Source organism: Thermoactinomyces sp. CICC 10521, from assembly GCF_016055135.1.
GTDB classification, from domain to species: domain Bacteria; phylum Bacillota; class Bacilli; order Thermoactinomycetales; family Thermoactinomycetaceae; genus Thermoactinomyces_A; species Thermoactinomyces_A daqus.
This window is the reverse complement of the sequence record NZ_JAECVZ010000005.1, coordinates 72,438-93,531: the sequence shown is the minus strand read 5'-3', so window position 1 is coordinate 93,531 and position 21,094 is coordinate 72,438. Positions and strand designations below refer to the sequence as shown.

Genomic DNA, 21,094 nt, shown 5'->3' with positions numbered 1-21,094 from the left:
CAATGGAGGATAAACAATGAGAGCACCGATGACCCGTTCACCGTTTCGTCATTTGATGGATACGAGCGAACTGACAAAAGAGGAGATCAGACGGATTCTGGAGCGGGCCCATTTTTGGGAGGAACATCAGGCCAGCGGATTGGCTCCTTTCACGGGCAGATTTGCTGCCAACCTGTTCTTTGAACCGAGTACCCGCACCCGCTTTTCCTTTGAAGTAGCGGAAAAGAGATTGGGGATGCAAGTAGTCAACTTCACCCCGGATGTTTCAAGCAGCACCAAAGGAGAGTCCCTGTTTGACACGGTGAAAACCCTGGTTTCGATCGGAGTGGAAGTAGCCGTGATTCGCCTGACGGACGAGCAGGAATTGCTCTTTCTGATCAAACAGAACCCCGGCTGTGCGATTATCAATGCAGGGGCAGGCAGTTTTGCACATCCCAGCCAGTCCTTGCTCGATCTTTACACTCTGGTCAAGCATTTCGGGGATCTTACCGGCAAAAGAGTGGCAGTGATCGGCGATATTGCCCACAGCCGTGTGGTGCGTTCCAATCTCTGGACCCTGAAGCAATTCGGTGCGGAGATGATTGTGAGCGGGCCGGAGGAAATGCGCGATCCCGAGGTGGAGCGGATCGCCCCGTATGTTTCGTTTGAAGAAGCATTGAGAACGGCGGATGTCGTGATGTTGCTCCGGGTTCAGCTGGAGAGGCATCAAGGGAAGCTTTTTTCCTCGCGGGAAGAGTATCACCGCCGTTACGGGCTTTCCGCCGAGCGGCTCAAGATCATGAAACCGGAAGCGATCATCATGCATCCGGCTCCGGTTAACCGGGGTGTGGAAATTGCCGATGAGCTGGTGGAGCATCCCCGCTCGAAAATATTTGAACAGATGAAAAACGGCGTTTGGATTCGGATGGCGATCTTGGAACGAGCATTGGGGGAATGGTAGGGAATGAAAACGATATTGAAAAATGGCCTGGTGTTCCGGTCCGTTTCCGAGGGATGGAGCAAACAGGATATCGTGATCGAAGGAAACTGGATTGTGCAAATGGTTGACAACGCACCCGAAGAAGAGGGGGCGCGGGTGATTGATGTCGGCGGCAAACGGGTGGTTCCGGGCCTCATCGATATGCATGTCCACTTGCGGGAACCGGGATTTGAACAAAAAGAGACGATCGAAACGGGAGCGAAGGCTGCGGCGAAAGGCGGCTTTACGACGATTGCTCCGATGCCGAACACCCGGCCGGTGACCGATTCGTCCGAAATCGTGCAGAAAGTGATCAACCGCGCCCGCGAAGTCGGTCTGGTACGCGTTTTGCCTTACGGTGCGATTACAGTGAGAGAATGCGGGCAACAGCTGACCGATATGAAAAGCCTGAAGCAAGCGGGAGTGATCGGGGTAACCGATGACGGTGTCGGGATCCAGTCGGCCGGGATGATGAAAGAGGCGATGCTGCTTGCCCATGAACTGGGACTGCCGGTCGTTGCCCACTGCGAAGATGACAGCCTGGCCAAAGGCGGGGTGATGCACGACGGTGAAGCAGCCAAACGGTTCGGATTAAAAGGGATTCCTTCCGAGGCGGAGTCGGTTCATGTGGCGCGGGACATTTTGCTGGCTGAGGAGATCGGCGTTCATTACCATGTGTGCCACATCAGTGCCGAACAATCCGTTCGTCTGGTGCGCGAAGCCAAAGCGCGGGGGCAGCGTGTGACGGCGGAAGTGACTCCCCACCATCTTCTCTTGTGCGATGAGGATATTCCGGCACCGGACGGGCGCTGGAAAATGAATCCCCCGCTTCGCTCGCGACGGGACAGGGAAGCGCTGATTGCCGGATTGAAAGACGGCACCATCGACATCATTGCCACGGATCATGCCCCGCACACCAGCGAAGAAAAAGCGCTGGGCATGGAAAAAGCCCCTTTCGGCATCGTCGGCCTGGAAACAGCTTTTCCCCTGCTTTACACCCACCTGGTGCTGAAGGATGGCATTCTCACCCTGGAGGAATTGATTGATAAAATGACCCGCAAACCAGCGAAAGTGTTCGGTCTTCCTTACGGTGAGATCGCTGAAGGGAAAGCGGCCGACCTGACGGTAATCGATCTGGAGACGGAACGGACGATTGAGCCGGAAACCTTTCTCTCCAAAGGGAAAAACACACCATTTGGAGGGTGGAATGTGAAAGGATGGCCGGTTTTGACGATCATGGACGGCCGGATCACATGGGAAGATGCAAAACCGGAATCCTTGACCGGACCGGGAAAATGGACGGAACAGAAGGAGGATCAGCGATGAAGGCAAGGTTGCTCTTGGAAGATGGAACGCTTTTCACGGGAACCTCATTTGGTGCGGAGGGAAAGAGGGTCGGTGAAATTGTGTTTAACACCAGCATGACCGGTTATCAGGAGATTTTGACTGATCCTTCTTACTGTGGGCAGATTATCACGATGACCTATCCCCTGATCGGGAATTACGGGATTTCACGTGACGATAATGAATCACTGCGCCCGTACGCCCATGGTTTGCTCGTGCGCGAATACGCTGAGTATGCCAGCAACTGGCGCAACGAATTGTCTCTGGGCACATTTTTAAAAGAATACGGATTGATCGGGATCGCCGGCATCGACACACGGATGCTGACCCGGAAAATTCGCCTCCGCGGAACGATGAAAGGCGTGATCACCACCGGGGACGAATCGCTGGAAGAGCTGAAGGAGGCTCTGTCTTCGCCGATGATGCGGGATCAGGTGGCACGCGTCAGTACGAAAAGCATTCATATCGCTCCCAATGTCGGCAAACGGGTGGTGCTGATCGATTTTGGAGCCAAACACAATATTGTGCGGGAATTGGTGGAGCGAAATTGCGAAGTGATCACAGTGCCTTACAATATCACAGCCGAGGAAATCCTGCGCTTCCGTCCGGATGGGGTGATGCTGTCCAATGGCCCCGGAAATCCGAAGAATGTGCCTGAGGGAATTCGCACGATTCAAAAACTGATGGGAAAAGTTCCTCTTTTTGGAATTTGTCTGGGGCATCAGCTGGTCGCCCTCGCCGCCGGAGCGGATACGGAGAAAATGAAGTTCGGGCATCGCGGCGGAAACCACCCGGTGAAAGAACTCTCAACCGGCCGTACGGTGATCACCGCGCAAAACCACGGGTATGCCGTGACAGCAGACTCCGTTAAAAATACTGAGCTGGAGATTACGCATATTGCCTTGAACGATGGCACGGTGGAAGGGCTCCGGCACAAAACGCTGCCGGTCATCACCGTTCAGTATCATCCGGAATCGGCCCCGGGCCCGCTCGATTCGGGTTACCTGTTCGATCGCTTCCTTGAGATGATGGAGTCTTTTGCACGGAAGGGAGAGACGATGAATGCCTAAAGATTCGACATTGAAGAAAATTTTGGTGATCGGTTCCGGGCCGATTGTAATCGGGCAGGCGGCCGAATTTGATTATGCGGGCACACAAGCCTGCCAGGCTCTGAAAGAGGAAGGACTTGAAGTGGTTCTGGTCAACAGCAACCCGGCCACGATCATGACCGACACCAACATGGCAGACCGCGTCTATATTGAACCGCTGACCGCCGAATTTATTACGCAGGTGATTCGCAAGGAACGCCCGGACGGACTGCTTCCCACCCTTGGCGGGCAAACGGGCTTAAACCTGGCGGTGGAACTGGCGAAACAAGGGGTTCTTGAACGGGAAGGAGTACGACTGCTGGGAACGGATCTCCATGCCATCACCTGTGCGGAGGACCGGGATTTGTTCCGTAAACTGATGAAGGAACTGGATGAACCGGTGCCGGAGAGCGCAATTGTTCACACGGTCGAGGAGGCGTCAGCGTTTGCCGATGAAGCCGGTTATCCGGTCATCGTGCGCCCTGCTTACACGCTGGGCGGTACGGGGGGCGGAATCGCCAGGGACAAAAATGAATTGCAAGAGATTGTTGAAAACGGGCTGCGCTACAGTCCGATCACCCAATGCCTGATCGAGAAGAGCATCGCCGGATATAAAGAGATTGAATATGAAGTGATGCGCGATGCCGCCGATAACTGTATCGTCGTGTGCAACATGGAAAACTTCGACCCCGTGGGCGTTCACACCGGTGACAGCATAGTGTTTGCCCCGAGCCAAACCTTGTCCGATCGCGAGTATCATATGCTTCGCACCTCAGCGCTCAAAATCATACGGGCGCTCAACATTCAGGGCGGTTGCAACATCCAGTTTGCCCTCGACCCGCACAGTTTCCAATACTATGTGATTGAAGTGAATCCACGGGTGAGCCGTTCCAGCGCACTCGCTTCCAAAGCGACGGGGTATCCGATCGCCCGGATCGCGGCCAAAATCGCCGTCGGTTATACGCTGGATGAACTGAAAAATCCGGTAACGGGCCAAACGTATGCTTGCTTTGAGCCGACGCTCGATTATGTTGTCAGCAAAATTCCGCGCTGGCCCTTTGATAAATTTGTTTCCGCCAACCGCAAGCTGGGAACGCAGATGAAAGCGACCGGAGAAGTGATGGCCATCGGGCGCACTCTGGAAGAATCACTTCTGAAAGCCGTGCGTTCGCTGGAAATAGGTCTGCATCATATACAGGTGCCGGACAGCGGGAAAATTCCTGACGAAAAGCTGAGAGAGCGTTTGGTGACCGCGGATGATGAACGGCTTTTCCTCGTGGCCGAATGGTTCCGGCGCGGAGGAAGCCTGGAGGAAGCTCACGAGCTTTCCAAAATTGACCGCTTTTTCCTCCATAAAGTGAAGCGGATCATCGAGTTGGAAGAAACCTTGCAGCAAGCGGAGGAACTGACGCCGGAGCTGCTGCTTGCCGCCAAGAAAACGGGTTTCGCTGACCGGACGATCGGTCAGTTGCGCGGGATGCCGGAAAATGAAGTGCGTCAGTTGCGCAAGCAATGGGGGATTCAGCCAGTCTATAAAGTGGTGGATACCTGTGCGGCCGAGTTTGAAGCGGAAACGCCCTACTACTATTCCAGTTATGAACAGGAAGATGAAGTGGTTTCCGCCGGCAAGAAAAGCGTCATCGTCCTCGGTTCCGGCCCGATCCGCATCGGACAGGGTGTGGAATTTGACTATGCCACCGTCCATGCCGTCTGGGCGATCCGCAATGCCGGGTATGAAGCGGTTATTATCAATAATAACCCGGAAACAGTGTCCACCGATTTCAATACGTCTGACCGCCTTTACTTTGAACCGCTTTATAAAGAAGATGTGCTCAACATCATTGAAAAAGAGAAACCCTATGGAGTGGTCGTACAGTTCGGCGGACAAACAGCGCTCAATCTGGCGCGGGATCTGCGCGATGAGGGGATCAACATCCTGGGCACTTCCCTGGAAGAAATCGATCGTGCCGAAGACCGCAAGAAATTTGAACAGCTTTTGAGCAAAAACAATATCGCGCAACCGCCGGGATCGGCCGTCACCTCGGTCGAAGCTGCGGTGGAGACTGCCGCACACCTGGGCTATCCGGTGCTGGTGCGTCCCTCGTACGTACTGGGCGGACGGGCAATGGAAATTGTCTACAATGAATCGGAACTGCGCAGTTACATGAAGCTGGCGGTCAAGGTAAATCCGGAGCATCCTGTCCTGATCGACCGCTATCTGCTCGGCAAGGAACTGGAAGTGGACGCCATCAGTGATGGCAGCGATGTCCTGATTCCAGGCATCATGGAGCACATCGAGCGAGCCGGTGTCCATTCCGGGGATTCCATCGCCGTATACCCTCCGCAATCGATTACGCAAGAACAGAGGGAACAGCTGGTCACCATCACGGCTCAGATTGCCAAAGCATTAAACATCAAAGGGCTGATCAATATCCAATTCGTCCTGTACAAAGGGGAGATCTATGTGCTGGAAGTAAATCCGCGCGCTTCCCGGACGGTACCTTTTTTGAGCAAAGTGACCGGCATCCCGATGGCACAAGTGGCCACCAAAATCGCGTTGGGTCAATCGCTTAAAGAACAGGGATACAGCAGTGGCCTGTGGCAGGAGAGTCCGGAGGTGGCTGTCAAAGTGCCGGTTTTCTCCTTCGCCAAATTGCGCCGCGTCGATATCACGCTGGGCCCGGAAATGAAGTCCACAGGAGAAGTGATGGGGCGCGACCGCGATTATGCCCGGGCGGTCTACAAGGGGCTCCTGGCAGCGGGAATCGCCTTGCCGCGCTTTGGCACAGTCGTAGCCACGATCGGGGACAAAGAGAAGGAGGAAGCGATTCCGCTCATGCTCCGCTTCCATCAATTGGGGTATAAAATCGTCTCCACCAGCGGTACGGCAGACATGCTGGAAAAAGCGGGATTGCCGGTCGAACGCGTGCACAAATTGAAAGAAGGCTCTCCGAACATTCTCGATCTGATTCGCAACGGAAAAGCGGACCTGGTGGTAAACACCTGGACGCGCGGGCGAACACCGGAGCGCGACGGGTTCCGCATTCGCCGTGAGGCGGTCGAACACGGCATCGCCTGTCTCACTTCTTTGGATACAGTGGATGCGCTCCTCACGACGCTGGAGTCAATCCATCTCAATGCAGAACCGATCGGTGCGCCGCAAGTACCCGGAAAAAAAGCGGCAGAGGCACTGATGGTTTAAACCGATGGAGAAAAGAGGGTTGCGCCTGTGCGGACGACTGCGAACCCGCTTTTCATCTGAATTTTTCAAGGAGGGAGCAGCGTGCGGGCAGAAGAGCGGGTGATCATCGCACTGGATTATCCGGGTGCGAACGAAGCCGAACAATTGTTGCAAGCCTGGGCTTTTTCACAAAACAAACCGTTTATCAAAGTGGGTTATCAGCTTTTTTACGCTGTCGGGCCGGAATGGGTTGTGAAACGAAAACAGGAAGGATTTCCCGTCTTTCTCGATTTGAAATTGCATGATATCCCGAATACGGTTGCGAAAGGGATCGAATCTCTCAGCCGTTTCGGAGTTGATTTATTGACGATTCATGCTTGCGGCGGGCGCGCCATGCTGGAAGCGGCGAAGGAGGCTTGTGAGAAAGCGGGGGCCGGAACCCGGTTGTTGGCGGTGACGCAACTGACCAGCACCGACCGGAAAATGTTGAATGAGGAACTGGGCATTCCGGGCAGCGTTGAATCGAGTGTGATCCGCTATGCCCAATTGGCTTACCGGGCAGGGGTTGACGGTGTCATCTGTTCGGGGCGGGAAAGCGGAATGGTCAAACAGGCCACTTCGAATGATTTTCTCGCAGTAACCCCCGGAATCAGGCCTGCTCACGCTGAGGCTCAAGATCAAAAAAGAGTGTTGACTCCGGGTGAAGCGATTCAGTCGGGAGCCGATTATCTCGTCATCGGCCGTCCGATTACCCGGGCAACTGATCCGATTGCCGCGTTTGAAGCGATAGTCAAAGAGATAAAAGAAGTGTTGGAGGAGTGATAGAGATGGCATGGCTGGTGGAAGAAGCGATTGAACGGACAGGGGTTTTAAAGGAAGGGCACTTTCTGTTGTCATCCGGGCGCCACAGCGGGAAATATATGCAATGCGCCGCCCTGCTTCAGTATCCGCAAGATGCCGGGAAGGCCGGAGAAGCGATTGCCTCTCTGTTCAAGGGAGAGAAGATCGATGTCGTGGTCGGGCCGGCGCTCGGGGGCGTGATCATCGCCCATGAAGTGGCAAGGGCTTTGAACGTTCGCTGTCTGTTTGCCGAACGGAAAGACGGGAAAATGGAGCTGCGGCGCGGTTTTGCCATTCAGCCGGGTGAAAGGGTGTTGGTGGTGGAAGATGTCGTGACCACCGGCGGCTCGGTCAAGGAAGTGATTGAGTTGCTGCTTCCCCTTGGTGCCGTGATCGCAGGAGTGGGCGCCATCGTTGATCGCACCGGAGGGAAAAATCCCTTTGCTTACCCGTTCCGCGCGCTGACGAAGATTCACATTGAAAGCTATGAACCGGAAAACTGCCCTCTTTGTCAGCAAGGGTTGCCTGTGCACAAGCCGGGCAGCCGCACTGCGAAATGAGGAAGGGAGTCAGGGGACAGCCAGGATCGAAATACGGTCCCGGCTGTTTTTATTTGGGAGATGATGATTCCAAAAGGTGCGTTTCGATTTTGTTCTCGATTTTGGCGACAATCTGCCTGGCTCTGGAACTCCATTCCTCCCCGATTTTCGCGTCGTCTGTGGGCAAAGGTTCGCTGAACTGGTTAACGAGAGAACTGACAACTCCAATATCAGCAGACGGGTCGTTTTTGGTACGAAATTCATGCTTGATGACGAACGGTTTGCCCAGCCGAACGATGGCATCCTTTTCCTGCATTTCGCCTTTTACAACATATACGGGAATGCGCAAATAGTAGCGGTAACCCTGTTCATTTTCCCAATCAAGAGGATGGTCGAAATAACCGTGCTCGTAGGTCCAACCGCCTCCCAGAACGAACCCTTCCGGATAAAGCAAATCGGTCATCGTCCCGAAGCTGGTCTGAAATCCTTCAATTTTGCTTGAATCAATCGTGAGCATAATGTTGACTCCTTTGCAAGACAAAAACGGATTTACTCAGGTGAAATATTCCACGCAAGCATTTGGAAAATACCGTGCGATTTGTTCCCTCATGTGCTCTTCCAATTCTTTCATCTGCGTTTCCTGGTAAACATACTTCACTCTGCCATAGCGTCCCCATTTCTTTTTTCTTTTTTCTTCCTCCATCTCCAGTTTGGATTTGGGATACCGCTGTAAGATTATTTTCTTTGCGGTTTGTGTAAACCGGTGGGAAATCAGTTCAAATGTGAGCCCGTTTGTTTCGGGAAGTTCCTGGCTCAGCCTTTTTAACAATTGCGTGTATCCTTCTTTCCATCCGTCATAAAGAATCAATGGGGCGATGATAAATCCGAGCGGATAACCGGCCCGTGCCACTTTTCCGGCAGCTTCCACCCGTTCGTCAAAGGAAGCGGTGGCCGGCTCGAATTGGCGAATGACATAATCGGCATTGACGCTGAACCGAAACCAGGTATGCCCGTTGTGGGTTGCATCCAGCAAACTGTCCACGTTTGCGAATTTGGTGACAAAACGGAGCCTTCCCAGTTCCTGTTTTCCCATAAACTCAATCGTTTTTTTCAGCGATCCGGTTAGATGTTCAATCCCGACCGGGTCAGAGGTACATGCTGCTTCAAACCGTGTAATTTCAGGGGATCGTTCCTGTATATATTTGGCTGCCGCCTCGAAAATTTCTTCCAGATTAACGTAAACCCGGATATAGGGACGATTCCCCAGCGTTGTTTGCAGATAACAGTAGTGACAATGCCCCATACAACCGGTAGCCAATGGGATGGCATATTCCGCAGATGGCTTGGATGGTTCGAACTTCAGTGTTTTGCGCACCCCGACAACCAGCGTTTTTTTCGCGATCCGATACTTCTCCAGGTCATTTTTTCCGGGCAAGTTGGTAATGCGGTTGTGCGAAGTAGTCATCCGTACCGGAATATTTGAGTTTTTGAAACGGTTATACAGTTCTTGTCCCAATGGATACTCAAGCGCCTGGGGTTCAAAATAAATCAAATCGGGCTGAAATAATTTCATGTCATCCACCTCGACTTTAGTTTTTCCAGTCGAGGCGCTTCCTATGTTCAGAAGGGAAAGGGGACCGTGACGGAGGAAAGGGTGGTTTTGGGCATTTTTATGTTGAAAAGAAAATTGCTTGTATAGATTTTCCAATCTCATGGGTAAACTGGATTTTAGGATCAGAAGCGAAGGAGTGCAAATGATTGGATCAAGTTGTCTTGGCACGGGCTTTTTTCGGAACATCGCTCGCTTTTCATATTATTTATGCGACTTTGGGCATCGGGCTCTCTTTCATGGTATTTTTGAGTGAGCTTCTGCACAACTGGAGAAAAGACAGGGATTATGCACTGATGGCCAAACGCTGGACAAAGTCGATGGGGATTTTGCTTGGAGTGGCCATTCCCAGCGGAACGATCGTGGCCATACAGTTGTCTTTGTTATGGCCGGGTTTTATGAAAATCGTCGGTCAAGTCATATCGGTTCCGTTTGAGATTGAAATCTTTGCCTTTTTCCTCGAAGCATTAGCTTTATCCATCTATGTTTATGCCGCTGACCGCCTTTCTCCTTATATGCGTGTCATTGCCGTCTTTTTGGTGGCTGTGGGTGCGACGGCATCAGCTGTTCTCATCACATCCGCCAACACGTGGATGAATACCCCGGCAGGTTTTGACATGAAACCGGATGGAACGATTTATCATGTAAATCCGTGGAAGGCTTTCTTTAACCCCAGCTTTGTGGACACAGCCTATCATGTGGTGATCAGCGCTTTGATGACAGGGGCTTTTGCCGTGGTATCGGCCGCCGCTTACCGTCTGTTGAAAAGCGGCCGCGAAGAAGAAGCCATCCATCGCAAAGCTCTCATTTTGGGATTGGTAACAGCGTTTATCACTTCGTTCTTCACCATTTTTACCGGCCATGACTCCGCCCAAAACCTGCATCGGTATACACCGGAAAAACTGGCGGCGGCAGAGGGCCTGTTTGAAACGACAAAGTATGCCCCGATTGTCATCGGCGGTTTTGTCGATCAAAAGGAACAAACGGTTAAATACGGGATTGAAATTCCGTATTTTCTCAGCTTCCTCGCCGGAAACCGTTTTGATACGGAAGTGAAAGGCTTGAACGAATTTCCACGGGATACATGGCCGCCTGCTTATGTCCATACTTTGTTCAACGTGATGGTTGGAATCGGGATTCTGTTGTTTGTGGTCACAGCGTACAGCCTTTATTACTGGTGGAAAAAGGCTCGGGCCGGAAAGCCGTTTCCGCGCTGGTTATTGTGGGGATTGGCTTACAGCGGTCCGGTTTCCATGCTGGGAATTGAAGTGGGCTGGATCTTCAGTTGCAGCGGACGGCAGCCGTGGACGATTTACGGGTTTCAACGAACGACCGAAGCGGCGACCAAGGCGGGAAACCTGGGGGGTTTGTACATCCTGTTTTCCCTGGTTTATCTCATGTTAAGCGTGATGGTGGCAGTGGTGTTGATTTCCTATTTTAAGCGCAATCCGCTCAGAAAAGATCTGGATCTACTTAAACATGTAGGAGTGAAACCACATGGTTCAACCCATTGAACCCTCAATTGCAATCTTGCTGGTATGGTTGCTGTTGTATATTTACAGTATCGCCGGATCGGTTGATTTTGGGGCCAGCTTTTGGGCGATGGTTTACGCGGATAAAAATACACGGGCCGGGCGGATTGCCAATCGTTTTTTGTCACCCACCTGGGAAGTGACCAACACCGTTCTCGTGTTGCTGGTTGTCGCCTTCGTCGGCTTTTTTCCCAAAGCGGCGTATATTCTCGGTACGGTGTTGCTGGTTCCGGTCAGCATCATTTTGCTCCTCATCGCCATTCGCAGCGCGTTTATGGTTTTTGCCTATTCGGTGGAGGGGTATCAAAAAGCGCTGCGCATTATTTCCGGATTGACGGGGCTTTTTGTCCCGGCACTTCTGATCAGCGCCCTTCCCGTGACTGAAGGAGGTTTTGTCAGGAGATTGGCGGACAGGGAAATCCTGCTGTTCGATAAATGGCTGTCCAGTCCTTCTGTCTATTTATACATGTTGTTCGGTCTGACATCGGAGTTATTTTTGTCCTCTCTGTTTTTGGCCGATTATTCCCGGGAATCGTCGGACGATGAGGCTTACCGCCTCTACCGGAAAATCGCGTTGATCTTCGGTCCGGTCACCATCCTTGTGGCAGTGCTGACTCTTTATTTTTCCAAGCCGGAAGCGCAGTGGCTATTATTGGGTTTAAGCAGGCAAAAAGAGTGGTTTGCCCTTTCGATCATCGCCTTTTTGATCGCTTATGTTTCCTTGTGGTGGAAGGATGGCAGGCCAAGGGTGGCAGTGGTGTTTGTGGCCATCCAATATGCATTGGCCACTTTCGCTTACGGCGTCGCACATCTTCCGTATATCGTTTACCCGTTCATGACCGTCAATGAAGCGTTTACCAATATTGACACGTTTTATTCGCTGTTGAAAGTCTTTGCAGTCGGTCTCGCTCTCCTGTTGCCCGGATTCCTTGTTTTTTGGAGATTTTTTCTGAAGGATAAGCGGTATTTGCAAAAAAGTTGAATCCCGCCGTTTCGCTTTCGTCAGTGAACAGGGGTTGTGTGAAAGCCGTATGCTCCCATGGAAAAAAACATATTCTAAGGGTGTCAGATGGCCATACATTGGCCCCTGGCTGATTTTGATGAATGAGGGGGATTTTGTTTGATGGGAATGAAGGATATTACAGAGAAAGTGTCAGCGAAGTTTGAAGGAGGCAGATTGGTTTTTTACCACAACCATGAGCCCATCGGATCAATGGATCTCGGAACCAAAGAGATTCAAATGAATGATGGTTATGATATGAAAAATAATCTCATTCTGGCCAGTGAAAAAAATACCAAACTGAAGGATCACTATACGGAAAATTGCGATGCCGGATGGTGCTGAGCCGCATCGCTTATTTTTTGGAAAAAGAAGAGCCCGGGTTCAAACCGGGACCATCATGAGGACAGATAAGATCAGGCTTTAATTTTCCCGTTTAAACAATGTTTTTTTAATTTCTCTTATCTGTTTAATATGCCTTTTCTCATGAGCGGCCGCCACCTCGATCCATTGGGACAGGGGAAGAAGGCCCAAAGGGGGGTAGACGGCGGCTTTGTGCGTCAGCGCATGAGGGTCCAGCTGTTCGTATGCCTCCCGTAGTTGCTCCCGCGATTTGCCCAGTTTTTTTTTCAGGGAATCGAGTGTTTGAAATTCTTCTTTTGGTTCCAGGTGGGATAAGAAGACCTTCACTTTTTTGGTCCGATCCAGTAACGGATCAAGCGGCTTTGTGGGGAAAGGGGTTTCGCTTTCTTCAAATAATCCGTGCTTTAACTGGGATGCGATCGCCCGTTCCACCAGATGGATGTGTTCGATTACCTGCGCGATGGACCATCCATCCTCAAACGGTTTGCGGTTTGCATCCTCATCACTGATCAAATCGATCTCATTCAACAATTCGTTTCGTACTTCGTCCAACCCCAACATGACGTTTCCTCCTCTCTTGACATTTATAATTCGGCGACATGGAACTTCATTCCTGCTTAACCTCTTGTTAGCAAAAGAAAACAAAATGATTTTAATATAAAACATTTTAAATACAATAGACAACAGTCGTGATGATCTTTTTTTGGGCAGCAAAAAGCCCCCGCTTCGGGCTGGAAGCAGGGGGCAGAGGGAAGGGGATTTTTATTCTGGCTGGCGTTCGAGGATTTTTTTAATCTGTTCTTCTTCAGGCGTGACATAAAGCGTTTTTTGATTCTCATACGTGACAAAACCCGGACGGGCACCGGATGGTTTTTTCACATGCTTGATCAGGGTATAGTCGACAGGAACCCGGCTCGACTCCCGCCCTTTGCTGAAATAAGCGGCCAGCATCGCTGCTTCGAGAAGCGTTTGATCGGTTACCTGTTTGGAGCGGATCACCACATGAGAACCGGGAATCTCTTTGGTATGAAGCCAGGTGTCTGTCGAGGAGGCGAGCTGGTGGGTCAGATAATCGTTTTGTTTGTTGTTTTTTCCGACCAGAATCACGGTTCCATCCCCGCTTATTACCTTCAACGGGGCAGGGACATCCTTGCGCTTTCGCTCCCGCTTGTTTGACTGCCTTTTCAACCAGCCCTGCTCAGCCAGTTCATCCCTGATCTGCTCCACTTCACGCAAACTGCAGTTTTCCAGCTGGACAAGCACCGATTCCAAATAGAGGTTTTCTTCTTTTGCTTTTTCAATTTGCTCTGTGTTCCATTTTTTGGCCGCTTTTAATTTATTGTACTTCTTGAAGTAGCGCTGCGCGTTTTCCGGGGGAGATAAAGTCGGATCGAGGGGAATCGTCACCTCGGGTGTTTCCGGATCGAAGTAGTTGATCGTTTTGACTTCGGTATCGCCGCGTTTAATCTGATAAAGCGAGGCGGTGACCAATTCGCCGAACATCCGGTATTGATCCGCTTTGTCCGCCTGATTGATCTCATTTTGCAAAATCTCGATTTTCTTGGTGTTTTTCTCGATTTCATTTTTTAATTTGCGCATCAAATCATGGGTTTGCTGGCGGATGCGGTCTCGCTGGGCTTTTCCGTAATAAAAGTGTTCCAGGCATTCGCTGATCGAGGGGAAGGATTGGATCTCGCCGTCAAGGTGAGAAAGCGGCCACACATAAAAATGACTTTTTTGCTTTGCCTTTATGATGACAGGGCGAAAATCGTGCTCCCTGGCGCGTTCCATATAGGAGCTGAACGTTTCCCAAAGTTGATCCCGGCTGCCGGGGCCGGTCTGCTCCACGATTTCTTTTGCCAGAAGGGGGCTGATTCCGGTGAAACGCGCGACGATCTGTTTGTCCAGCCGCCCGCCGTTGTAATCAAAGCCTGAGATAAATGTATTTTTATCTGCCGTCAGCGGATTTCGCTTTCCTTGTGACGGCGGCTCGAGATAAGGGACACCGGGATAGATCTGCCGATACTTGCTGATGGCGTGACTGACGCGGCGGATCCCGTCAAAAACGACATTTTTCTCCGGGTCGAGCAAAATAATGTTGCTGTGGCGCCCCATGATTTCCATCACCAGGCGCCGTTTTACCACATCTCCAAGTTCGTCGCGGGTGCGAAAATCGATTTGAATGATGCGCTCCATTCCAACCTGATGAATCGATTCAATAATTCCCCCCTCGGCGTGTTTGCGCAGGAGCATGCAAAACATCGGAGGTTCCGAAGGGTTATCTGCTTTTGCCTTTGTGAGCTGAACACGGGCAAAAGCAGGATGAGCCGATAGCAGCAACTGATGATTTTTTCCTTGGGAACGTATATGCAAGATGAGTTCCAGGTCAGCCGGCTGGTAAATTTTCGTGATGCGCCCGCCGCTTAATACCTGGTTTAACTCATGAACAACAGCGCGGGTAACAATTCCGTCAAACGACATCAGGATTCATCCTTTTCTCTGAAAGAGTCTTCTGTGAAAACGTGTTGCAAGCCAGGCGGTGCTGCCCTGCATGACACGAAGATGGCTCTATTCATTTTACTACAAAGTGTAAAAAAACGAACCCGGGTTTTGTTTCGCAGAAACTCGGGTTCGATTCGTTGGCATCAAAATTTGTTGATATGGAAATTATCCCGCAGCATGGTCCAGTTTTCGGGAAAGCTTTCGCCCAATACCCAGTAACTGATCCCGTGCAGTCCGTACTGCTTCACCAGATTGAACTTGGCTTGTATGCTTTGTGCATCTTCAAACCAAACTTCATGCCGTTTGCCGGCTCTGTCCGTGTAACGGAACCAAGGAGCTTCATCCCGTTTGCTGTACCGGACTTTGATTCCCTTTTGATGGGCGAGGGTATCCGCTTCTTTCGGGGATATCCGTTTGGCCGGAGGGCCGCCTTTTTTATAGGGAAGGGTCCAATCGTACCCGTACAACGGAGCGCCCATGATAATTTTTCGGGCGGGGATTTTGGTTATGGCATATTCAATCACTTTGCGAATTTGCGGTACGGGGGATACCGCCATCGGAGGCCCGCCGGTCCAGCCCCATTCGTAGGTCATCAGAATGACAAAATCGGCGATTTTTCCGTGAAAAGCATAGTCGTGCGCCCCGTGCCAAGGTCCGCGATCATGGTCGCTCTGCTTGGGGGCAAGTGCAGTGGAAACGATAAATCCTTCCCGTTTCGCCAATGGAACCAGGGTGGTCAGAAAACTGTTGTACAAATGGCGGTCCTGAGGGTGAAGATGTTCAAAATCGACGTTGAGTGCCCGATATCCTTTTTGTTTCATCACGCGGATCACATTGGCGATCAATTTTCGTGAAGCTGCTTTGTTTGTGAAGATCCGGTGGGCAATGTCCGACTGAAAATTGCCGTTGGCAAAATTGGTAATGACCAGCATCGGAACGGCTCCGTTTTTGCGCGTGGTTATTAACGGAGCCGTATCATTGAGAGGAATCAGACTTCCGTCCGACCGGACGCGGTAGCTGAAAAAGCTGACATAAGTCAGATTGGGTGCCGCTTGGTTGACTGCTGCCACCGCTGTTTTGGGATTGTCGACTTCCAAAAAACCGATGGTATCAATATGGGGTTTGGCCGCCGGCGGTTTTGTTTTTTCCCGGGGTTTGACAGGGACCGTTCTGCCACGGGTGTTCATCGGTTCTGTATGATTCGTCCGATATGCGGTCGCCTGGGGGCGTTTTCCCCCGCTTTCCTTTTTAGTCGGGGCCGAGCATCCTGTGAAAATAAGGGTTAGGACAGTAAATAATAAAAGAATACGTTTCATTTGTCTCACCTGTTTTTCATAATTTTATCCTTTAGTCTTCTTGAACTGCTTTTTTTTATGCACCGGGACTGAATCGCTGTGCAAGGCATGTTTGAAAGCTCGTCTGAATAGATTGGAAAATAGACAGATGGGACAAAGGAGGAAGAAAGTTGGCGGAACAAGCACGATGGATTGATTGGGATCCAGAACGGGTTGCAGCTTATTTTGGGGTGAATCCCTCTGTTGGCCTGAACGGGGATGAAGCGAAGGAACGGCTCAAGCGGGCGGGTTACAACCGGTTGGCGGAAGGGGAGAAAAGCTCGCTGTTCGGACTGTTCATCGACCAGTTCAAGGACTTTATGGTACTGGTCCTTCTGGTGGCGACACTGATTTCCGGTTTGCTCGGAGAATATACGGATGCGATCGCGATCATCGCCATTGTACTGTTAAACGCTTTTCTCGGATTCATACAGGAAGTGCGTGCGGAGAAATCACTGTCCGCCTTGAAAAAATTATCCGCGCCGACAGCCAAGGTGCTCAGGCAGGGAAAATGGACCCGCATCGATGCTTCCCTGCTGGTTCCGGGCGATGTGGTGGCGCTGGAAAGCGGGGACCGGATTCCGGCTGATCTTCGTCTGATCAAAGCGGAAAGCCTTTATATTGAAGAGTCGGCGCTCACCGGGGAATCGGTTCCCGTGGAGAAAAACAGCGCCCCTCTCCCCCATGCCGATGTTTCCCTGGGAGACCGGAAAAACATGGGCTATATGGGAACGATGGTTGTCCGGGGAAACGGAACGGGTATTGTGGTACATACGGGCATGGAGACGGAAATGGGACGGATTGCCCATCTGATCGAAACGACGGAGACAATGGACACCCCGTTAAAACGGCGGCTGGAGCAACTGGGGAAGATTTTGATCATCGTGGCGCTGCTGTTGACGGCGCTTGTCGTGGTTACCGGGATTTTGCACGGCCAAGATGCATATAGGATGTTTCTGGCCGGAGTTTCGCTGGCAGTTGCCGCCATTCCCGAAGGATTGCCGGCGATTGTCACGATTGCCCTGGCTCTCGGGGTGCAGCGCATGATCAAACGCCGGGCCATTGTGCGCAAACTCCCGTCTGTCGAGACGCTGGGGTGTGCGACTGTGATTTGTTCGGATAAAACCGGTACGCTGACGCAAAATAAAATGTTCGTCACCCATATTTGGACCGATCAAAAATTGATTCAGGTGACCGGAAGCGGCTATGAACCTGTTGGTAAATTCAAGTTGGGAAAACAAGAGATCGATGCGGCCAAAGAGCCTGCTTTAAAACAGTTACTGGAGATTTCCGCCCTCTGCAACAACGCCTCCCTGATTAAGGAAAAGGGGGCAGGGGTAATCAAAAAGCGGACGGTTTGGAAAATTGACGGTGATCCCACTGACGGAGCGCTCATCGTAACTGCGGGCAAAGCGGGCATTACTGGTGAAACGCTGAAAAAAGAATGGGTGCGGGTCAAAGAGTACCCCTTTGACTCTGAACGGAAAATGATGTCTGTTTTGGTGAGAAACAAAAATGGGAAGCAGCGTCTCTATGCCAAAGGCGCTCCCGAGATTTTGATCGGACGATGTACTCATATTTATTCGAAGGGAAAAGTGGTGCCACTTACGCGGGAGCATAAGCAAACCATTCTCAAAATGAATGAACAATTGGCGGCGATGGCCTTGCGGAATCTGGCATTTGCATACCGCGAAGTTCCGCAGACCACCAATCTCAATAAAGATTGGCAGATAGAACAGAATCTCGTTTTCGTCGGTTTGGCTGGCATGATCGACCCGCCGCGGGAAGAGGTCAAAGAAGCGATTGAGGTTTGCCGTCGGGCGGGGATCAAAACGGTGATGATAACCGGAGACCATCAGACGACAGCGGTGGCCATTGCCAGCGAACTGGGCATCAAGCGGCCCGAAGGTTTGACACTGAGCGGACAAGATCTTTACAATATGAGCGATGAAGAGTTTTTGCGTGTGGCAAATGAGGTGGATGTTTACGCGCGCGTATCGCCCGAGCATAAGCTGCGCATCGTCAAGGCGCTGCAAAAACACGGACATGTCGTGGCGATGACGGGCGATGGAGTAAATGATGCGCCCGCCATCAAAGCGGCGGATATCGGGATTGCCATGGGCGTGACGGGAACGGATGTGTCAAAAGAGGCCTCTTCCCTGATCCTTGCGGATGACAATTTTGCCACCATCGTCTCGGCTGTTGAAGAAGGAAGGAATATTTACGATAATATTCGCAAATTCATCAGCTATTTGCTGGCCAGCAATGTCGGGGAAATTTTGATTATGTTCCTGGCGATGTTGTTCGGTTTTCCGTTGCCTCTGGTTCCGATCCAGATTTTATGGGTTAATCTCGTGACAGACGGACTGCCGGCAATGGCCCTGGGAGTCGACCCCGCGGAAGACAATACCATGGAACGGGCACCGCGAAACAGCAGGGAGAGTGTGTTTGCACGGGGGGTTGGATGGAAGATTGTCACCAGGGGGTTGCTGATCGGCTTTTGCTCACTGGCGGCATTCTGGGTTACTTATGCCGAGTTCCCCGATGATCTGGTCAAGGCGCAAACCGTCGCCTTTGCCACGCTCGTTCTGTCCCAGCTGATCTATGTTTTCGATTGCCGCTCACAGGGCACGATTTTTCAGCGAAATCCGTTTGACAATCCGGCGCTGGTGCTGGCGGTTCTTTCATCTGTCGCCTTGCTGCTGGCAGTTATCTACTATCGGCCCCTGGGACCGGTCTTCCATACAGTACCGTTGGGGCTGAGGGAATGGATTCTGGTGACGGTAACATCCACACTTCCCGTCATCGTCGCCGGTTTGTTCGATGTCATGAGACCGCGCAACTGGCATCTCAAGCGAATCGCCAACAGTTAAGACAGAAGGAGAGAGACCATGAAATTCACAAAAATGCACGGTCTTAGAAATGATTTTATTATTGTGTATCAAAACCACACGCCGAATCTGGAGGAATTTTCCCGTCTGGCGGTACAAATGTGCCACCGCCACACCGGGATCGGAGCAGACGGACTGGTGGTGGTGTACCCGTCGGAGAACGCCGATGCAGCGATGCGCATTTTCAATGCCGATGGCTCGTTGACGGAACAATGCGGCAATGCCATGCGCTGTGTCGCCAAATACTGCTACGAACGCCTTTCGGCATTAAAAGACGAGTTTACGCTGGAAACGAAGGTGGGTTTGCAGACGGTATGGGTGGACGGAAGCCTGGGAAAAGCGGAGAAGATTCGTGTCGATATGGGAGAGCCGGTTTTGGAGCCTTCGCGAATCCCGGTCGTTGCAACCGGCCGGCGGGTGATCAACCAACCGGTCGAGGCCGGAGGTGCACAGTTTTACTTTACCGGCGTGTCGATGGGGAACCCGCATGCTGTCATCGAGGTAGACGATGCTTCCCGGTTTCCTGTGGAAAAATGGGGGCCGATCCTGGAAACGCACCGGCTGTTTCCCAATAAATCCAATGTGGAATTCGTCACTTTTCATTCCCCGTCCGAGGTGACCATGCGGGTCTGGGAACGCGGGGTCGGACAAACAATGGCTTGCGGTTCGGGAGCATGTGCAACGCTGGTCGCCGGTGTTCTTCTCGGAAAATTGGCGCGCCGGGCGGTGATTCATCTGCTTGGAGGCGATCTGGAGATCGAGTGGAGCGAAGCGGATAACCGGGTTTATATGAGCGGGCCTGCTGCTTTCGTCTATGACGGAGTTTGGTTGCCGGCTTAAAAGGAATGAAGCCAGAATCCAAAGCAAATGATGGATTCTGGCTTTTTCTTCATCCCCAGCGGAACGAATCGGGTGAATCCGCTTCATCCTCCGGGGGAGAGGTTGGGACAGTTGCAAGGCCGTTTCCCGGCGGGCCTTGGCGGTTTCGATTGCGGCGTCGCAACCAAACGGCCAGGGCAATGATCAGGAGCAGCACGATCAGGAGAATCAGAATACCCCAAGTGATCGGGTTGGGGATTTTAACCGACATATAGATCGGGTTGTCTTCTCCGGGATGGATTTTCCAAGTGAGCGTTTTCCCATCCGGACTAACCTGCGTGGCGTTGCTTTGGTCCGCCTTAACCGGGAGAGTCAGGATAAAGCGCAGATTCATCTGATTAAAAAACAATTGATCGAGTCCGTAGGCGCCATCCTGTTTTAAATGGGTCAGGTCGACATGGGTGTTGTACACCAGTGTAGTGGTGAACAAACCGTTTTTTATTTCAAAATCTTTTCCCGGCCCTCTTACCGTTGGGAACGTCCCGGCGGTCAGCGGATGTTGATCCTGCGGGAGCGAAGCGCTTTGCTTGCCGAAGAAGTGAAAAGCGGAATTGGCCTGCTCTTTCAGCTCTTTTCCCGGCGGATCATCGATGACGCTGTCCACCTCTTTGACGGCAACCCATCCCTGTTTATCGCCTTCGTCCAAGGGACGGATCTGGTAGCCGCGATTCGCCAGGCGGTTTTTCAAGTCATTGAATTGCGGGAGGATCAGGGGGTTGGTTAACACTTTAAGTTCATATTGGCCCGACCCGTCCCGGTTGATCGTGACATGCAGATCGGCATCGATGCATCCGGTGAGAAAGACGGTGAGGATGAGCAAAAATCCCATGATCTTTGTCCACTTTTTCTTCATTTGCTGCCTCTCCTTTTTGATTTCGGTTTACTCAGGGGGGCGGCCGAGAATGGGTTGGAATAATGGAAAATTTATTGCTTATTGCGCAATGGAATGCAATTTCTATCATTGTAATGAAGTTGAAAATGGGTGTCAAAGCGGGGAGGGCGTGAAAGCCGGAAATGGAATCTTTCATCCATTC

General features: G+C 51.6%; 17 protein-coding genes. 11 read left to right on the top strand and 6 right to left on the bottom strand.

The features are described 5' to 3' along the window. Nucleotides 1–16: 16 nt before the first annotated feature. The 6 genes from I8U17_RS05600 to pyrE all read left to right on the top strand — a co-directional run bounded on the left by I8U17_RS05600 (nt 17) and on the right by pyrE (nt 7,971). Nucleotides 17–940: an aspartate carbamoyltransferase catalytic subunit gene (locus I8U17_RS05600; RefSeq protein WP_232330926.1), complete on the top strand. Its 924-nt coding sequence runs from the start codon at nt 17–19 to the stop codon at nt 938–940. Nucleotides 941–943: 3 nt separating this feature from the next. Further along, nucleotides 944–2,284, top strand: a complete 1,341-nt coding sequence (locus tag I8U17_RS05595) for a dihydroorotase (protein ID WP_052154065.1) — start codon at nt 944–946, stop codon at nt 2,282–2,284. Continuing rightward, a complete protein-coding gene (carA, locus tag I8U17_RS05590; RefSeq protein WP_198059141.1) occupies nt 2,281–3,372 on the top strand; it encodes a glutamine-hydrolyzing carbamoyl-phosphate synthase small subunit in 1,092 nt (363 codons plus the stop codon). Before I8U17_RS05595 ends, carA begins: the two co-directional genes overlap by 4 nt. Continuing rightward, nucleotides 3,365–6,592 (top strand): carbamoyl-phosphate synthase large subunit, encoded by a 3,228-nt coding sequence (gene carB / locus I8U17_RS05585; RefSeq protein WP_198055662.1) that lies wholly within the window; start codon nt 3,365–3,367, stop codon nt 6,590–6,592. The genes carA and carB overlap by 8 nt, the downstream gene beginning before the upstream one ends. A gap of 81 nt (nt 6,593–6,673) precedes the next feature. Continuing rightward, nucleotides 6,674–7,393, top strand: a complete 720-nt coding sequence (pyrF, locus tag I8U17_RS05580; RefSeq protein WP_198059140.1) for an orotidine-5'-phosphate decarboxylase — start codon at nt 6,674–6,676, stop codon at nt 7,391–7,393. A 5-nt stretch (nt 7,394–7,398) separates the two neighbouring features. Then, nucleotides 7,399–7,971: an orotate phosphoribosyltransferase gene (gene pyrE / locus I8U17_RS05575; protein ID WP_198055664.1), complete on the top strand. Its 573-nt coding sequence runs from the start codon at nt 7,399–7,401 to the stop codon at nt 7,969–7,971. A 49-nt stretch (nt 7,972–8,020) separates the two neighbouring features. Here pyrE and I8U17_RS05570 read toward each other — a convergent pair whose 3' ends face one another. Together I8U17_RS05570 and splB are read right to left on the bottom strand one after the other, a co-directional pair. Next, nucleotides 8,021–8,467, bottom strand: coding sequence for a YugN family protein (locus I8U17_RS05570; RefSeq protein WP_052154067.1), 447 nt, complete (start codon nt 8,465–8,467; stop codon nt 8,021–8,023). A gap of 36 nt (nt 8,468–8,503) precedes the next feature. Further along, on the bottom strand, nt 8,504–9,523 hold the full coding sequence (gene splB, locus I8U17_RS05565; protein ID WP_198059139.1) for a spore photoproduct lyase: 1,020 nt from the start codon (nt 9,521–9,523) through the stop codon (nt 8,504–8,506). 185 nt (nt 9,524–9,708) lie between these two features. Here splB and I8U17_RS05560 point away from each other — a divergent pair, with 185 nt between their 5' ends. The 3 genes from I8U17_RS05560 to I8U17_RS05550 all read left to right on the top strand — a co-directional run bounded on the left by I8U17_RS05560 (nt 9,709) and on the right by I8U17_RS05550 (nt 12,436). Further along, the gene (locus I8U17_RS05560) at nt 9,709–11,073 is read left to right on the top strand and encodes a cytochrome ubiquinol oxidase subunit I (protein WP_033100264.1); all 1,365 of its coding nucleotides are present in this window, start codon (nt 9,709–9,711) and stop codon (nt 11,071–11,073) included. Further along, nucleotides 11,057–12,073 carry a cytochrome d ubiquinol oxidase subunit II gene (locus I8U17_RS05555; protein WP_033100265.1) on the top strand — a complete coding sequence of 339 codons (1,017 nt, stop codon included), beginning with the start codon at nt 11,057–11,059 and terminating at the stop codon, nt 12,071–12,073. The genes I8U17_RS05560 and I8U17_RS05555 overlap by 17 nt, the downstream gene beginning before the upstream one ends. Before the next feature lie 141 nt (nt 12,074–12,214). After that, a complete protein-coding gene (locus tag I8U17_RS05550) occupies nt 12,215–12,436 on the top strand; it encodes a DUF2553 family protein (protein ID WP_033100266.1) in 222 nt (73 codons plus the stop codon). Between the two features lie 78 nt (nt 12,437–12,514). Here the strand turns inward: I8U17_RS05550 and I8U17_RS05545 are convergent, their stop codons facing one another. From I8U17_RS05545 to I8U17_RS05535, 3 genes are all read right to left on the bottom strand, one after another. Beyond that, on the bottom strand, nt 12,515–13,015 hold the full coding sequence (locus I8U17_RS05545; RefSeq protein WP_198059138.1) for a DinB family protein: 501 nt from the start codon (nt 13,013–13,015) through the stop codon (nt 12,515–12,517). A gap of 201 nt (nt 13,016–13,216) precedes the next feature. Continuing rightward, nucleotides 13,217–14,935: an Rqc2 family fibronectin-binding protein gene (locus I8U17_RS05540; RefSeq protein ID WP_033100268.1), complete on the bottom strand. Its 1,719-nt coding sequence runs from the start codon at nt 14,933–14,935 to the stop codon at nt 13,217–13,219. 164 nt (nt 14,936–15,099) lie between these two features. Continuing rightward, nucleotides 15,100–16,272: a glycosyl hydrolase family 18 protein gene (locus I8U17_RS05535; protein WP_198059137.1), complete on the bottom strand. Its 1,173-nt coding sequence runs from the start codon at nt 16,270–16,272 to the stop codon at nt 15,100–15,102. Nucleotides 16,273–16,421: 149 nt separating this feature from the next. On the opposite strand from I8U17_RS05535, the gene I8U17_RS05530 reads away from it, so the two are divergent. Together I8U17_RS05530 and dapF are read left to right on the top strand one after the other, a co-directional pair. Next, nucleotides 16,422–19,163 carry a calcium-translocating P-type ATPase, SERCA-type gene (locus I8U17_RS05530; protein ID WP_232330925.1) on the top strand — a complete coding sequence of 914 codons (2,742 nt, stop codon included), beginning with the start codon at nt 16,422–16,424 and terminating at the stop codon, nt 19,161–19,163. Between the two features lie 18 nt (nt 19,164–19,181). After that, nucleotides 19,182–20,021 carry a diaminopimelate epimerase gene (dapF, locus tag I8U17_RS05525; protein WP_198059136.1) on the top strand — a complete coding sequence of 280 codons (840 nt, stop codon included), beginning with the start codon at nt 19,182–19,184 and terminating at the stop codon, nt 20,019–20,021. A gap of 49 nt (nt 20,022–20,070) precedes the next feature. On the opposite strand, the gene I8U17_RS05520 is transcribed toward dapF, so the two are convergent. Further along, complete coding sequence (locus I8U17_RS05520; RefSeq protein ID WP_198059135.1) at nt 20,071–20,913, bottom strand: DUF3153 domain-containing protein; 843 nt, start codon at nt 20,911–20,913, stop codon at nt 20,071–20,073. Nucleotides 20,914–21,094 lie beyond the last annotated feature (181 nt).